General features: G+C 58.5%; 16 protein-coding genes and 1 pseudogene. 15 read left to right on the top strand and 2 right to left on the bottom strand.

Annotated elements, in window-relative coordinates; genetic code table 11:
- Positions 1-9 precede the first annotated feature (9 nt).
- The 4 genes from zntA to AC2FAK_RS18370 all read left to right on the top strand — a co-directional run bounded on the left by zntA (position 10) and on the right by AC2FAK_RS18370 (position 5,170).
- Positions 10-2,184 carry a Zn(II)/Cd(II)/Pb(II) translocating P-type ATPase ZntA gene (gene zntA, locus AC2FAK_RS18355; RefSeq protein ID WP_047023338.1) on the top strand — a complete coding sequence of 725 codons (2,175 nt, stop codon included), beginning with the start codon at positions 10-12 and terminating at the stop codon, positions 2,182-2,184.
- 196 nt (positions 2,185-2,380) lie between these two features.
- Positions 2,381-3,352 carry a TRAP transporter substrate-binding protein gene (locus AC2FAK_RS18360; RefSeq protein ID WP_047023339.1) on the top strand — a complete coding sequence of 324 codons (972 nt, stop codon included), beginning with the start codon at positions 2,381-2,383 and terminating at the stop codon, positions 3,350-3,352.
- An 11-nt stretch (positions 3,353-3,363) separates the two neighbouring features.
- Positions 3,364-3,873, top strand: a complete 510-nt coding sequence (locus AC2FAK_RS18365) for a TRAP transporter small permease (RefSeq protein ID WP_023621484.1) — start codon at positions 3,364-3,366, stop codon at positions 3,871-3,873.
- A gap of 10 nt (positions 3,874-3,883) precedes the next feature.
- Positions 3,884-5,170, top strand: a complete 1,287-nt coding sequence (locus tag AC2FAK_RS18370; protein ID WP_023621483.1) for a TRAP transporter large permease — start codon at positions 3,884-3,886, stop codon at positions 5,168-5,170.
- A 5-nt stretch (positions 5,171-5,175) separates the two neighbouring features.
- Here AC2FAK_RS18370 and tusA read toward each other — a convergent pair whose 3' ends face one another.
- Positions 5,176-5,418 (bottom strand): sulfurtransferase TusA, encoded by a 243-nt coding sequence (gene tusA / locus AC2FAK_RS18375; RefSeq protein ID WP_014833603.1) that lies wholly within the window; start codon positions 5,416-5,418, stop codon positions 5,176-5,178.
- Between the two features lie 167 nt (positions 5,419-5,585).
- Between tusA and AC2FAK_RS18380 the strand changes: the two genes are divergently transcribed.
- The gene (locus tag AC2FAK_RS18380; protein ID WP_013099151.1) at positions 5,586-6,251 is read left to right on the top strand and encodes a 7-cyano-7-deazaguanine/7-aminomethyl-7-deazaguanine transporter; all 666 of its coding nucleotides are present in this window, start codon (positions 5,586-5,588) and stop codon (positions 6,249-6,251) included.
- A gap of 72 nt (positions 6,252-6,323) precedes the next feature.
- On the top strand, positions 6,324-6,881 hold the full coding sequence (locus AC2FAK_RS18385; protein ID WP_013099152.1) for a DcrB family lipoprotein: 558 nt from the start codon (positions 6,324-6,326) through the stop codon (positions 6,879-6,881).
- A 4-nt stretch (positions 6,882-6,885) separates the two neighbouring features.
- Here AC2FAK_RS18385 and AC2FAK_RS18390 read toward each other — a convergent pair.
- Positions 6,886-8,138 (bottom strand): annotated as a pseudogene (locus AC2FAK_RS18390) (MFS transporter).
- Positions 8,139-8,247: 109 nt separating this feature from the next.
- Here AC2FAK_RS18390 and AC2FAK_RS18395 point away from each other — a divergent pair.
- From AC2FAK_RS18395 to AC2FAK_RS18435, 9 genes are all read left to right on the top strand, one after another.
- Positions 8,248-9,297: an AI-2E family transporter gene (locus AC2FAK_RS18395; protein ID WP_013099154.1), complete on the top strand. Its 1,050-nt coding sequence runs from the start codon at positions 8,248-8,250 to the stop codon at positions 9,295-9,297.
- Between the two features lie 150 nt (positions 9,298-9,447).
- Positions 9,448-10,170, top strand: a complete 723-nt coding sequence (locus AC2FAK_RS18400; RefSeq protein ID WP_095455454.1) for a beta-ketoacyl synthase chain length factor — start codon at positions 9,448-9,450, stop codon at positions 10,168-10,170.
- Positions 10,167-10,982 (top strand): lysophospholipid acyltransferase family protein, encoded by an 816-nt coding sequence (locus tag AC2FAK_RS18405; RefSeq protein WP_029883611.1) that lies wholly within the window; start codon positions 10,167-10,169, stop codon positions 10,980-10,982. The genes AC2FAK_RS18400 and AC2FAK_RS18405 overlap by 4 nt, the downstream gene beginning before the upstream one ends.
- Positions 10,963-11,220: a phosphopantetheine-binding protein gene (locus AC2FAK_RS18410; RefSeq protein WP_010436544.1), complete on the top strand. Its 258-nt coding sequence runs from the start codon at positions 10,963-10,965 to the stop codon at positions 11,218-11,220. Before AC2FAK_RS18405 ends, AC2FAK_RS18410 begins: the two co-directional genes overlap by 20 nt.
- A gap of 12 nt (positions 11,221-11,232) precedes the next feature.
- Positions 11,233-11,484, top strand: a complete 252-nt coding sequence (locus AC2FAK_RS18415; protein ID WP_020687737.1) for an acyl carrier protein — start codon at positions 11,233-11,235, stop codon at positions 11,482-11,484.
- Positions 11,456-12,052, top strand: a complete 597-nt coding sequence (locus AC2FAK_RS18420; protein WP_032618692.1) for a COG4648 family protein — start codon at positions 11,456-11,458, stop codon at positions 12,050-12,052. Before AC2FAK_RS18415 ends, AC2FAK_RS18420 begins: the two co-directional genes overlap by 29 nt.
- The gene (locus tag AC2FAK_RS18425) at positions 12,045-13,394 is read left to right on the top strand and encodes a class I adenylate-forming enzyme family protein (RefSeq protein ID WP_095455453.1); all 1,350 of its coding nucleotides are present in this window, start codon (positions 12,045-12,047) and stop codon (positions 13,392-13,394) included. Before AC2FAK_RS18420 ends, AC2FAK_RS18425 begins: the two co-directional genes overlap by 8 nt.
- Entirely contained in the window at positions 13,381-13,734 is a 354-nt protein-coding gene (locus tag AC2FAK_RS18430; protein WP_095455452.1) for an ApeI family dehydratase, read from the top strand. The genes AC2FAK_RS18425 and AC2FAK_RS18430 overlap by 14 nt, the downstream gene beginning before the upstream one ends.
- A complete protein-coding gene (locus tag AC2FAK_RS18435) occupies positions 13,725-15,416 on the top strand; it encodes a glycosyltransferase family 2 protein (RefSeq protein ID WP_095455451.1) in 1,692 nt (563 codons plus the stop codon). The genes AC2FAK_RS18430 and AC2FAK_RS18435 overlap by 10 nt, the downstream gene beginning before the upstream one ends.
- The last annotated feature ends 1 nt before the right edge of the window (position 15,417 follow it).

Here is a 15,417-nt window from a genome sequence, read left to right on the forward strand (position 1 = left end):
GAGAGTGCCATGTCGACTCCAGAAACACCTAAAAAAGCCCCTCAATTTTCCGCACTTAAGCTCAGTCCGGTTCCGGCGAAGGACGACTGCTGCTGTGAAGGGACGTGCGAAACACAAAACGCACAGCCGCTGCCTGAAAGTGGAAACCGCTACAGCTGGGTGGTTAACGGCATGGACTGCGCGGCCTGCGCCCGCAAAGTCGAAAACGCGGTAAAACAGATCCCGGGCGTCAGCCACGTTCAGGTGCTCTTTGCCACCGAAAAACTGCTGGTCAGCGCCGATAATGACGTCAGCCAGCAGGTGGTGTCCGCCGTCAGCAAGGCCGGTTACTCCCTGCGTAGCGAAACGGCCCCCGCCGAAAAAACCGCTCCGCTGCGTGAAAATCTGCCCCTTATCGCGCTCGTGATTATGATGGCCCTGAGCTGGGGTCTGGAGCAGATCAACCACCCGTTTGGCAATCTGGCGTTTATCGCCACCACGCTTGTCGGGCTGTATCCCATTGCCCGCCAGGCGCTGCGGCTGATGAAAAGCGGCAGCTGGTTCGCTATCGAAACGCTGATGAGCGTGGCGGCTATCGGCGCGCTGTTCATTGGTGCCACAGCGGAAGCGGCCATGGTGCTGCTGCTGTTCTTAATTGGCGAACGTCTTGAAGGCTGGGCGGCAAGCCGGGCGCGTAAAGGGGTCAGCGCCCTGATGGCGCTTAAGCCCGAAACCGCCACACGAGTAGCCGGAAACGAACGCCAGACGGTGGCCATTAACGCACTGCGTCCGGGCGATGTGATTGAAGTCGCTGCCGGAGGGCGCCTGCCTGCGGACGGTACCCTGCTCACCGCCACCGCGAGCTTCGACGAAAGCGCCCTCACCGGGGAGTCGATTCCGGTTGAACGCACTGCCGGTGAAAAAGTACCTGCGGGCGCCACCAGTGTCGACCGTCTGGTCCAGTTCACGGTACTTTCCGAACCCGGTGACAGCGCCATCGACCGTATCCTGAAGCTGATCGAAGAGGCCGAGGAGCGTCGCGCCCCCGTCGAGCGATTTATTGACCGCTTCAGCCGGATTTACACCCCCGCCATCATGCTGGTTGCCCTGCTGGTCACTATCGTTCCGCCGCTGTTCTTTGGTGCGCCGTGGGAAGGCTGGATTTACAAAGGTCTGACCCTGCTGCTGATTGGCTGTCCGTGTGCGCTGGTGATCTCCACCCCGGCGGCCATTACCTCCGGTCTGGCGGCAGCGGCACGTCGCGGTGCCCTGATAAAAGGCGGCGCGGCGCTGGAACAGTTAAGCCAGGTGCAGCAGGTGGCGTTCGATAAAACCGGCACGCTGACCGTGGGGAAACCGCAGGTCACCGGCGTGTATCCGCAGGATATCGGTGAAGATGAACTGCTTACGCTGGCCGCCGCCGTAGAGCAGGGTTCCACTCACCCGCTGGCGCAGGCGATTGTGCGTGAAGCACAGTCGCGCGGGCTGGCAATTCCGACGGCAACGGCACAGCGGGCGCTGGTTGGGTCCGGGATTGAGGCCGACATCGACGGTAAAAAGATGCTGATTGTCGCGGCGGGTAAGTCTTCTAACCCAGAGGTTGAGGCGTTAGAACAGACCGGACAAACTGTCGTAACCGTCATGCAGGACGGCGTCGCCAAAGGCATGCTGGCACTGCGCGATACCCTGCGTGATGATGCGAAAGAGGCCGTCGCGGCGCTCCATCAGCTGGGCGTACAGGGTGTGATCCTCACCGGCGATAACCCGCGTGCCGCCGCCGCGATTGCCGGAGAGCTGGGGCTGGACTTTAAGGCCGGATTACTCCCTGCGGACAAGGTCAGTGCCGTGACGGAGCTGAACAGCCATGCTCCGCTGGCGATGATCGGCGACGGAATCAACGATGCGCCAGCGATGAAAGCATCCACCATCGGGATTGCCATGGGCAGTGGTACCGACGTGGCGCTGGAAACCGCCGATGCCGCGCTCACCCATAACCGCCTGACCGGGCTGGCGCAGATGATTTCCCTGGCACGCGCCACGCGCGCCAATATTCGCCAGAACATCAGCATCGCCCTGGGGCTGAAAGGGATTTTCCTCGTCACCACCCTGCTCGGCATCACCGGGCTGTGGCTGGCGGTGCTGGCGGATACCGGCGCGACGGTGCTGGTGACGGCCAACGCGCTCCGCTTACTGCGACGCAAATAACACGCAATGCACGCCTGGCCGGGTAAAGCGTAACGGCAACCCGGCCTTCCCTTCTCAAAAATCTAAACCAGCGTTTCAGAAATTCACGCTTTTGTGAGGCGCTTCACCTCCGTTTTCCAGGCCATAGTGTAATTTTTAAACGTACAAAACTAAAACACCGTTTTAACACTTACCTCACTACCCTGGAGTTGACTTGATGAAAACGACCCTCAAGCCGTTACTGGCCGCTCTGTGTCTGTCTGCTTTTGCCTGCTCCGTTTCTGCGCAAACCATTAAAGCCGCCGATGTGCATCCTGAAGGCTACCCGAACGTGGTAGCCGTACAGCACATGGGGGAGAAACTCAAACAACAAACCGACGGCAAGCTGGAGATCAAGGTCTTTCCCGGCGGCGTGCTCGGGGATGAAAAGCAGATGATTGAACAGGCGCAGATGGGGGCGATCGACATGATCCGTGTCTCCATGGCTCCGGTGGCGGCGATCCTGCCCGATATTGAAGTCTTTACCCTGCCCTATGTGTTCCGCGATGAAGACCACATGCACAACGTCATCGACGGCGATATCGGCAAGCAGATTGGCGAAAAACTGACCGCCAGCCCCAAATCGCGGCTGGTGTTTCTCGGCTGGATGGATTCCGGCACCCGTAACCTGATCACCAAAACGCCGATCGTCAAACCGGAGGATCTGAAAGGCAAAAAAATCCGCGTTCAGGGAAGCCCGGTGGCGCTGGCGACACTGAAAGACATGGGGGCTAACTCGGTGGCGATGGGGGTCAGTGAGGTTTACAGCGGCATGCAGACCGGCGTAATCGACGGCGCTGAGAATAATCCGCCGACCTTCATCGCCCATAACTATATGCCGATCGCCAAAAACTATACCCTCAGCGGCCACTTCATTACCCCGGAAATGCTGCTCTACTCAAAAGTGAAATGGGACAAGCTCAGCGCAGACGAACAGCAGAAAATCCTGACCCTGGCGCGCGAAGCGCAGTTCGAACAGCGCAAGCTGTGGCAGGCCTATAACGCCGAGGCGCTGGCGAAGATGAAAGCCGGTGGCGTGCAGTTCCACGAGATCGACAAATCGGTATTTATCAAAGCCACAGAGCCGGTGCGCGCGCAGTATGGCGAAAAGCATCAGGACCTGATGAAAGCCATTGCTGACGTTCAGTAAACGGAGAACGTATGTCCGAACTCTACCTGAAGTGGATGGACCGGCTGTATCTGCTCGCCATGGGCGTAGCGGGATGCGCGCTGCTGGTCATGACGGTGGTGATCCCGATTGGCATCTTCTCGCGCTATGTGCTGAATCGCGGTGAATCCTGGCCGGAGCCGATTGCCATCATCTGCATGGTGACCTTTACGTTTATCGGCGCGGCGGTGAGCTACCGTGCCGGGTCACACATCGCGGTGAACATGCTGACCGACCGACTGCCAGACATGCTGAAAACAGCGTGTGCGCGCGTGGTGGATCTGCTGATGCTGCTGACCTCGCTGATTATGTTCTGGTACAGCTACTGGCTGTGTGTCGAGCTCTGGGAGCAGCCGGTCGCCGAGTTTCCGATCCTGACGTCAGGGGAGAGTTATCTGCCGCTGCCGATTGGTTCTGCGGTGCTGATCCTGTTTGTCATTGAACGTCTGCTGTTTGGCTCACAGGAAAACCGTCCTGTGGTGCTGATCGGCAACCACAGTTAAGGGGTGAACAATGGATGCATTCGTTTTGTTATTCACCCTCGCCATTTTGCTGGCGCTGGGTATGCCGGTGGCGTTTGCCGTCGGCTTAAGCGCCGTCGCGGGCGCGTTGTGGATCGAGTTACCGCTCGAAGCGCTGATGATCCAGATCACCAGCGGGGTTAACAAATTTACCCTGCTGGCGATCCCGTTTTTCATCCTGGCGGGGGCGATCATGGCGGAAGGCGGCATCGCCCGACGGCTGGTGAATTTCGCGTATGTCTTTGTTGGTTTTATTCGCGGCGGACTGTCGCTGGTGAATATCGTGGCCTCCACCTTTTTCGGCGCGATTTCCGGTTCATCGGTGGCGGATACGGCCTCCATCGGCAGCGTGATGATCCCTGAGATGGAGAGAAAGGGGTATCCCCGCGAGTATGCGGCGGCGGTCACCGCCAGCGGGTCGGTGCAGGCGATTTTAATCCCGCCCAGCCACAACTCGGTGATCTACTCGCTGGCCGCAGGCGGTACGGTCTCCATTGCCACGCTGTTTATCGCAGGCGTGCTGCCGGGGCTGCTGCTGGGACTGTGCCTGATGACGCTGTGTCTGTGCTTTGCCCATAAGCGCGGCTATCCAAAAGGCGAAAAAATCCCCTTCAAACAGGCACTGAAGATTTTGCTGGACGCTCTGTGGGGGCTGATGACGGTGGTAATTATCCTCGGCGGGATCATGTCCGGGATATTCACCGCCACCGAATCCGCGGCGGTCGCCTGTCTGTGGGCATTCTTTGTCACCATGTTTATCTATCGGGACTATACGTGGAGCGAACTGCCGAAGCTGATGTGCCGGACGGTGAAAACGGTCACTATCGTGATGATCTTGATTGGCTTTGCGGCGGCGTTTGGCGCGGTGATGACCTACATGCAGTTACCTGTGCGCATCACGGCGTTCTTCACCTCGCTCTCGGATAACAAGTACGTGATCCTGATGTACCTCAACATCATGCTGCTGCTGATTGGCACCCTGATGGATATGGCGCCGATCATTCTGATCCTGACGCCGGTGCTGTTGCCGGTGACCCAGTCGCTTGGGATCGACCCGGTCCATTTCGGGATGATCATGATGGTGAATCTGGGGATCGGGCTTATCACGCCGCCAGTGGGTTCGGTGCTGTTTGTGGCCAGTGCGGTAAGCAAGCAGAAAATCGAGCATGTGGTGCGCGCGATGCTACCGTTTTACGGCATGCTGCTGCTGGTGCTGGGAATGATAACGTACATCCCGGCGATTTCGCTGTGGCTGCCGGGATTGTTAGGCATGCAGTAAGGGGGTTACCCCTTGCGGATCAAATACCGGTACGGCAGCGCTTCGGTCTGCTGTGCCACCAGTTCATGCTCCATAAAGGTACAAAAACCGGGGATATCGCGGGTGGTTGCCGGATCGTCAGCGATGATCAGCAGCGTTTCGCCGGTTTGCATATTGCGCACGGTTTTGCGCACCATCATTACCGGCTCAGGGCAGCGGAGGCCCTGCGCATCAAGGGTGTGGTCTGGAGTGGAAAACAGATCGGTCATGGTGTTCTCGGTCAGATAAAAACGGCTGTAGTTTACGCCCCGTAGCCAGCAATGCAAACCAGGTTAACGGTTGCGTAAAAACTAACCATTGCAAAGTCCCGTCAAAGCAGTATCATGCTGCGGTTTTTATTGGGTTCCCTCACCCCAACGTATAAAAAGGTCACAATATGACGCCGTTTTCTGAATCGCAGCGCGTAAAAGCGTTGTTCTGGCTTTCGCTTTTTCATCTGCTGGTGATCACCTCCAGTAACTATCTGGTGCAGCTGCCGATAGCCATCTTTGGTTTCCATACCACCTGGGGCGCGTTCAGCTTCCCGTTTATTTTTCTCGCCACCGATCTGACCGTGCGTATTTTTGGCGCACCGCTGGCTCGCCGCATTATTTTTGCGGTCATGCTGCCGGCGCTGTTCGTGTCGTACGTTATTTCCTCCCTGTTTTACATGGGGAGCTGGCAGGGCTTTGAGGCGTTAACCCACTTCAACCTGTTTGTTGCCCGAATCGCTACTGCAAGCTTTATGGCCTATGCGCTGGGGCAGATCCTCGACGTGCACGTATTTAACCGCCTGCGTCAGAATCACCGCTGGTGGATGGCCCCCACCGCCTCGACGCTGTTCGGCAACGTCAGCGATACGCTGGCCTTCTTCTTCATTGCCTTCTGGCACAGCCCGGATGCGTTTATGGCCGAACACTGGATGGAAATTGCGCTGGTGGACTACTGCTTCAAGGTGCTTATCAGCATTGTCTTCTTCCTGCCGATGTACGGCGTGCTGCTGAATATGCTGCTGAAAAGACTGGCAGATAAATCTGAAATCACAGCATTGCAGGCTGGTTAAGGGTTCGATTTATCAGTTGTGATAAGATGGACAAATGAGCCGTTATGGCCGTTTATCGAAAGGAAGAAGTCAATGCGCAATCTGGTTAAATATGTCGGGATTGGCCTGCTGGTTGTCGGCCTTGCAGCCTGTGATAACAGCGACACGAAAACGCCTGCTCAGGGCGCGTCTGCAGAGAGCAACGCAACCGGTCAGCCGGTGAACCTGCTGGACGGTAAACTCAGCTTCTCTCTGCCAGCGGATATGACTGACCAGAGCGGCAAGCTGGGTACCCAGGCGAACAACATGCACGTCTATTCCGATGCAACCGGGCAGAAAGCGGTGATTGTGATTGTGGGCGACGATACCAGCGAAGACCTGGCCGTGCTGTCCAAACGTCTGGAAGATCAGCAGCGCAGCCGCGACCCGCAGCTGCAGGTGGTGACCAACAAGTCCATCGAACTGAAAGGCCACACGCTGCAGCAGCTGGACAGCATTATCTCTGCAAAAGGTCAGACGGCCTACTCTTCCGTGGTGCTGGGTAAGGTGGATAACAAACTGCTGACCCTGCAGATCACCCTGCCAGCGGAAGATCAGCAGAAAGCGCAGACTGCCGCTGAAAACATCATCAACACCATCGTGATTCAGTAACGCGTCAGGATGATGACGTGGCCTCCGGTGCCTGCACCGGGGGCCATTTTTTTAGCCGCCACGTGAGCATCAGGGCCATCACCACCAGACCCGCAGCCGCAAGATAGATTACCGGCACGCCTGCCCAGGCCATGACCAGCCCTGCCAGCGGCCCGGTAATGCCCAACGACATATCCATAAACACCGTGTAGGTTGCCAGCGCCGCCCCCTGATTCTGCGGCGGCACGGCTTTCACCGCCACCACGCCCAGCGCCGGGAAGACCAGCGAAAAACCGGCTCCGGCGAAGAACACGCCAATTTTTGCCATCCACGGCGCGGTCGCTATACCGGTCAGCAGCAGCCCGACAATCTCAACCGCAAAGCAGATCATCGCTACATTCAGCCCGCCCAGGCGGTTAATACCGTTCGGGAAGAGCAAACGGGCACCCACAAACGCACAGCTGAACAGGGTTAACGCAAAGGCCGCCCCGTCCCAGCCTTTGGCGTCATAAAACAGGGTGATAAAGGTGGCGATCACCCCAAAGCCGGTGGTTGCCAGCGCCAGTGCCATACCATACGGCCAGACGCGCCCCAGCACTGCCCGGAACGGCAGCGGTTTGCCTTTGCTGGCCTTCACTTTCGGACGCGGCAGGGCAAACAGGATCGCCACCAGCGCGACCACCATAATGGTGCCCGCCAGGCCGTACAGTCCGCCATACGCATAGCACATCACCCCAAGCGGGGCGCCAAGCGCCATTGCCCCGTAGGTGACAATGCCGTTCCAGGAGATGACCCGGCCAATGTGCGGTGCCCCGACCACGCCTACGCCCCACAGCGTCGAGCCGGTTCCTGCCAGGCTTTGCCCAATACCGAGGATCACCCGGCCCAGGCACAGCAGCACCAGGCTGACCAACGGCCAGTGGCTGGTCGTTGCCGCCAGCAGGTAACTCAGGCCACTGAGAAAACAGCCGCATAATCCTGTGATCACAATGCTCTTCGGCCCGAACAGATCCGCGTAGCGACCCGCATGCGGGCGGCTCAACAGCGTGGCGAAGTACTGCAGGCTAATCACCAGCCCCGCCCAGAATGCGCTAAACCCCATCACGTCATGAACGTAGCCCGGCAACACCGCCAGCGGCAGGCCAATCGTCAGATAACTGGCAAAGTTAAAAATCACAACGGAGACAATGCGCAGATTAAGGCGTAATCCGCTTAATGCCGGTTCGGCGGCGGGTTCGGGCATGAGGTTTTACCTGGATTTTTGCAACAGTGTTTCACTATTACCACGACGCCAGCAGAAAATCAGCAGCGACTTTCAGATTAACGGTGCCAGACGAAGCGAAACCCGCGCACTACACTTAACGGGCAATCACATTAAGGAACACGAATGACCCCTAACCCGCCCGACAAAGCAGGACTCCACATCCTGTTAAAACTCGCCTCTCTGGTGGTGATCCTCGCCGGTATCCATGCTGCCGCCGATATTATTGTCCAGCTTCTGCTGGCGCTCTTTTTTGCCATTGTGCTTAACCCGCTGGTGACCTGGTTTTTGCGCCGGGGTATCAGCCGCCCGGTGGCCATAACCATTGTGGTTATCGTGATGCTGATTGCACTCACCGCCCTTTTCGGCGTGCTGGCCGCCTCGCTGAGCGAATTCTCCACGATGCTGCCGCAATACAACAAAGAGCTGACGCGCAAGATCGTGGCGCTTCAGGAGATGATGCCGTTTCTGAACCTGCATATTTCGCCGGAACGGATGTTGCGCCGGATGGATTCCGAAAAAATCATGACCTACGCCACCACGCTGATGACCGGCCTGTCCGGCGCTATGGCCAGCATTTTGCTGTTGGTCATGACGGTGGTGTTTATGCTGTTCGAAGTGCGCCACGTGCCCTATAAGCTGCGTTTCGCGCTGAATAATCCGCAAATTCACATCGCCGGTTTACACCGCGCGTTAAAGGGCGTCTCCAAATATCTGGCCTTAAAAACCCTGTTAAGCGTCTGGACCGGCGTGATTGTCTGGCTGGGGCTGATGCTGATGGGCGTGCAGTTCGCGCTGATGTGGGGAGTGCTGGCGTTTTTGCTGAACTACGTGCCCAACATTGGCGCGGTACTCTCCGCCGTGCCGCCCATGATTCAGGCGTTTCTGTTTAATGGCTTCTATGAGTGCATGCTGGTGGGGGCGCTGTTCCTCGTGGTGCATATGGTGCTGGGGAATATTCTTGAACCACGGATGATGGGCCACCGGCTGGGCATGTCGACGCTGGTGGTGTTCTTATCCTTACTGATTTGGGGATGGCTGCTGGGCCCGGTTGGGATGCTGCTGTCGGTACCGCTCACCAGCGTCTGTAAAATCTGGATGGAGACCACCAAAGGCGGCAGCAAACTGGCGATACTGCTGGGGCCGGGCCGACCCAAGAGTCGGCTTCCCGGTTAATCGTCTGGGGTGAGACGGAACATGACGCTACGGGAAATTTTTAGGAGAAACGTTATTCGCAAGCCTGCGACAACACTGTACGATGTACGCTGTAACATCGCGCTTGCGAAGTAAAAATCACAGAAACAGGTTTATCGCGGACGCGCGTAGATGAAATTTACCCTCACCATTATCGACTGGCAGGCCAGAGCGCCAGGACTCAGCGATGCCGGCGCATGGCAGGCATGGTCGCGCCAGTCTGACGCCATCGATCCCGCCGCGCCGCTTGCAAAACTGACCGATCTGCCGATGATGACCGCCCGCCGCCTCAATTCGGGCAGTAAGCTGGCCGTGGATATTGGTCTTGCGATGCTGCGCAAACATCGTATCGATGCCGTGGTCTACAGCAGCCGCCATGGCGAGCTGGAACGCAACTACCGTATTCTGCAAGCGCTGGCGACGGAGCAACCCGTCTCCCCCACCGATTTTGCAATGTCTGTTCATAACGCCGCGGTCGGCAATCTTACCATCACCGCAGGTCAGCCGATTGTCTCATCCTCGGTCTCCGCCGGGATGGACACCTTCCAGCAAAGTTTGTGCGAAGTGTTGAGTCTGCTTCACGCGGGCTACTCCCGCGTTTTGCTGGTGGATTTTGACGGCGTCCTGCCCGCGTTTTATCACGCCGGGCTCCCGCCGCAGATGCCCGTCTGGCCTTACGCCCTTGCGCTGGTGATTGAAGCCGGGGACGCGCTCTGCTGTGAAACCCATCGCGAAAGCACAGGGGAAGAGCCCGCGCTGCCGCAAAGCCTTCAGTTCCTGCGACATTACCTGAGCGACGCGCGGCAATTTGCCCTGGCAGGCGAGCGTTTGCAGTGGCAGTGGGCGCGCCAATGAGCCGGATCCTCTCCCGCCTCGATCGGTTATGGCGCATGCTGATGACCGGGTTTTGCTTCGCCCTGTTTGGCCTTGGCGGGCTGCTGCTGTCGCTGGTCTGGTTTAACCTGCTGCTGATTTTTCAGCGCGATCGCACGGCACGCCGCCGACTGGCGCGACGCAGCATCTCCGCCAGTTTTCGGCTGTTCCTGGCGGTCGTTCGCGGAACCGGCGTGCTGGATTACCGCTTTAACAATCTGGACGTTCTGCGCGCCGAGCGCGGCTGCCTGGTGATAGCCAACCATCCTTCGCTGCTGGACTATGTGATCCTCGCCTCGGTGATGAACGAAACCGACTGTCTGGTGAAAAGCGCGTTGCTGCGTAACCCCTTTGTCAGCGGCGTGATCCGTGCAGCCGATTACCTGATCAACAGCGAAGCAGAAACGCTGCTTCGTGCCAGCCAGCAGCGTCTGGCGCAGGGCGACACCCTGCTGATTTTCCCGGAAGGCACCCGCACCCGCGTGGGCGAAGCCATTACCCTGCAGCGGGGAGCGGCGAATATTGCCGTGCGGTGCAACAGCTCTCTGCGCGTGGTGGTGATCCACTGTAGCGAACGCATGCTGGATAAACAGAGTCGCTGGTACAATGTGCCGCCCAAAAAACCCATTTTTACCGTGGATGTTCGCGAACGCATCAACATTCATGATTTTTACGATGCGAGCCAGCACGAACCTGCGCTGGCGGCAAGGCAGTTAAACCGGCATATGCAGCAGCAATTAACATCCGGTCTTCAATCTTTGTCAGGAATGAAAGATGCAAGCGCTCTATCTTGAAATTAAGAATCTCATTATCTCTACGCTGAATCTGGAAGAACTTACCCCAGAGGATATCGACACCGACGCTCCGCTGTTTGGTGACGGACTGGGTCTGGACTCTATTGATGCCCTGGAGCTGGGGCTGGCTGTGAAAAATCAGTACGGCGTAGTGCTTTCTGCCGAGAGCGACGAGATGCGTCAGCACTTCTATTCCGTTGCCACGCTCGCCGCTTTTATTCATCAACAACGCGCCTGAGAATGACCCGCTATGACAGAACAAGAAACCCTTTATCAGGAAGTCTCTGCGCTTCTTATTAAACTTTTTGAACTCGACCCTGAGCTCATTACGCCGCAGGCCCGGCTTTACGAAGACCTGGATCTCGACAGCATTGATGCCGTAGATATGGTGGTTAACCTGCAGAAGAAGACGGGGCATAAAATTAAGCCTGAAACCTTCAAAGCGGTGCGTACCGTTCAGGACATCGTCGACGTTGTGGAACAACTCCAGCGCGACGCCTGACGTGCCTGCCATTCCGCTCATCCCGATACTGACGGGCCTGATGCTGCTGGCTTGGCCGTTTTTGATTGGCTATGGCCTTGCAAGCCACCATTTGCAATGGATATTGCCCCTGATGGCGCTGGTGTTGCTGCTGCGTGTCTGGCAGACGCGCCAGCAGCGCGGCCCCTTGCGCTACGTTTTCCTGAGCGTGACGCTGGCCGGGGCAGTGCTGTGCGTGGCGAGCCTTTTTCACGCTCACCTGTGGGTGCTGTTTTATCCGGTGGTCGTTAATCTGGTGATGCTGGTGGTCTTTGGGGGCTCGCTGTGGACATCCATGCCGATGGTGGAACGGCTGGCGCGGATACGGGAGCCCCAGTTGTCTCCTGCCGGGGTTCGTTACACGCGTAAAGTGACGAAAGTCTGGTGCGGCTTTTTTATCGGCAACGGCGCAGTCGCGCTGTTTACCGTGCTGTACGCCGACCTGCGCCTGTGGACGCTGTGGAACGGGATGCTTTCCTACATCCTGATGGGAACGTTAATGGCGGGTGAATGGCTGGTGCGACAACGGGTAATAAAAAACGATGGATAAACCGCTTCCTCTGAGCCAGTGGCTAAACGCCCCGCGTCCTGATGAGACGCCTGTCGCCTGGCTTGACGATCGTATCTGGACGCTGGGCGATCTGCGCCACGATGTTACGCAACTGGTCGACGCGCTGCGTCAGGAAGAGGGCGAGCGCTGGGCGCTCTGTTTTGAAAACGGCTATCTTTTTATCGTCGCCCTGCTGGCGGCGCTTCATGCGGGGAAAACCCCCGTGCTCCCCGGGCACAGCCGGGGGGCGCAGCTTAACGAACAGCGGGCCATGTTCAGCGGCGTCCTGAGCGACACCACGCTCGAGTTTTCAGGGCGACTGCGGTTGGTCACCGCCACTGCGCCGACAAACATCCCCTTTTCCCCCTTGCCTGCCATTGACGAGACGCGCGTTATCGAGCTCTTTACCTCTGGCTCCACCGGCACGCCGCAGCGGGTGATTAAGCCGGTGATCGGCCTGGATCGGGAAGCCCGTCTGCTTGCCGATCGGTTTGGCGAACGGCTGACAGGCTGTCACGTCGTGGCCTCCGTGGTGTTGCATCATCTGTATGGCCTGACGTTTCGTGTTGTCTTACCCATGGCGCTTGGCCTGCCGCTGCATGCCTCCCTGCTGCAGTACGCAGAACAGCTGCCAGCGCTGCCGCAGGACAAACGGTACCTCTTTATCAGCAGCCCGGCATTCCTCAAGCGGCTCGACACCTCGCTTGTGCCGCCTCCGGTTGCCCTGCTGCTCTCAGCCGGGGGCGAACTGCCCTGGCGCGACATCATCCCTTGTCATGACTGGCTGAACGTCTGGCCTGATGAAATTTACGGCAGCACCGAAACGGGCGTTATGGCCTGGCGTCACCGTCTGGATGAGACAACACTTTGGCAGCCGTTTCCCGGCGTGACGTTCCACGGCGATCGGGTGACGTCGCCACTGATCCGCGAGGCTGAAGGAGTCGTGCTGGATGATATCCTGCATTTCGCGGCTGACGGGCAGTTCAACATCATCGGACGCCGTGGCCGGGTGGTCAAAATTGAAGACAAACGCATTTCGCTTGATGAGATTGAGCAGCGGTTACTGGCGCTGGACGGCATCTGCGACGCCGCCGCGCTGGCGGTCACTCGCCGTGGTCGTCAGGCCATTGGCGTGCTGCTGGTACTCAGTGACGCGGCGCGCTTGCACAGAGACAACGGGGGTAAAAATGCCCAGGAATCCGCGTGGCGTCGCGCCCTTCGCCCCTGCCTTGAACCGGTTGCCGTGCCCCGCTACTGGCGCATTGTCGATGAAATCCCGGTCAACAGCATGAACAAGCGTGTGACTGCACAGCTACAGGAGTTATTTCATGAAGATTCATGAAATCGAACGCCACCAGACTCATCCGGAGCATCTTGAGATCACGCTTTACCTTGACCCTGTCCTGCTCTGGTTTAAGGGGCATTTTGCTGTCCAGCCCCTGCTCCCTGGCGTTGCACAACTCGACTGGGTGATGCATTACGCCACCACCCTGATGGCACCGGGCTACCGTTTTCACAGCATTCAGAATGTGAAGTTTGCGGCCCCGCTGTTGCCGGACAACACGGTGACGCTGATCCTTGACTGGCACCCTGCCCGTCAGATGCTCAGCTTCAGCTACCAGCGCCATGCGGGCAGTGAACGCCATACCGCCAGCAGCGGGAAGATTCGCCTATGTCAGTAACGTTCCGCCCCTGCGTGTTGATCCCCTGCTACAACCACGGTGCGATGATGGCCGCGGTGCTCGTACGTCTGGCACCGTTTGACCTCCCGTGCCTGGTGGTTGACGATGGCAGCGAAGAGAGCACGCGCCACACCCTGGCGCACTTAGCAGAGCAGCATCCGCAGGTTACACTGCTGCGTCTGGCGAAAAACAGCGGCAAAGGCGCGGCAGTGATGGCGGGGCTGAAAGCCTGCGCAGAGCGCGGCTTCACTCATGCAATCCAGGTGGACGCCGACGGCCAGCACGCCATTGAAGATCTCCCCCGCTTTCTGGCGCTGGCGCAACGTCACCCCGAGGCGCTGATTTCCGGTCAACCCGTTTACGATGACTCCATACCCCGTTCGCGCCTTTACGGACGCTGGATAACGCACGTCTGGGTCTGGATTGAAACGTTGTCCCTGCAGCTTAAAGACAGCATGTGCGGCTTTCGGGTCTATCCGATCACGCCGGTGATGCAGCTTGCCGCACGTACCCCGCTCGGCAAGCGTATGGACTTTGATACTGAAGTGATGGTCCGCCTCTACTGGCAGGGCACGCCCAGCTATTTTCTGCCCACCCGCGTCACCTACCCGGCAGACGGTGTATCCCACTTCGATGCGCTAAAAGACAACGTGCGCATCTCGCTGATGCATACCCGTCTGTTTCTGGGGATGCTGCCGCGCATCCCTTCCCTGCTGATGCGCCGTCGGCCGCAGCACTGGGCGCAACAGCAGGAGGTCAAAGGACTATGGGGAATGCGCCTGATGTTACGCGTCTGGCAACTGCTTGGGCGCAAGGCCTTCACCCTCCTGCTGTGGCCGGTCACCGCCGTTTACTGGCTTACCGCCCGTTCGGCGCGTCAGGCGTCGCGGCAATGGCTGAGGCGGGTTAAAGAGGTCATGGCACAGCGACAGATCCCTCAGCCTCCCCGCCTGCACAGCTTTTTTCACTTCCTGCGTTTTGGTCATGCCATGCTGAACAAGGTGGCCAGCTGGCGCGGCGAGATGAAGCTGCATCGCGATCTGGTATTTGCACCGGGTGCCCGCGAGGCGCTGGGGCTGGACGATCCACAGGGTAAACTGCTGCTGGCCTCGCATCTTGGCGACGTGGAAGCCTGCCGGGCGCTGGCGCAGCGTGAAGGGGGGAAAACCATCAACGCCCTGGTCTTTAGCGATAACGCCCAACGCTTTAAGCAGATCATGGAAGAGATGGCGCCGCAGGCGGGCATTCACCTGATGCCCGTCACTGACATCGGCCCGGAGACCGCTATCCTGATCAAAGAAAAGCTGGATCGCGGCGAATGGGTGGCCATCGTGGGCGATCGTATCGCCGTCACGCCACAGCGCGGCGGCAGCTGGCGCGTGATCTGGAGCGCGTTTATGGGCCAGCCCGCGCCATTCCCGCAGGGGCCGTTTATCCTGGCCTCCATTCTGCGCTGTCCGGTGGTGCTGATTTTTGCCCTCAGCCACCAGGGGAGGCTGACCCTGCACTGCGAACCGTTTGCCGACCCGCTGCTGCTGCCACGCGGTGAACGCCAGCAGGCGCTGCAACACACCGTCGATCGCTACGCGCAGCGGCTGGAGCATTACGCCTTACTGTCGCCGCTCGACTGGTTTAATTTTTTCGATTTCTGGCAGTTGCCCGAAATCAGCGAGAAGGAGTAAA

The organism is Enterobacter cloacae complex sp. 394F7, assembly GCF_057320385.1.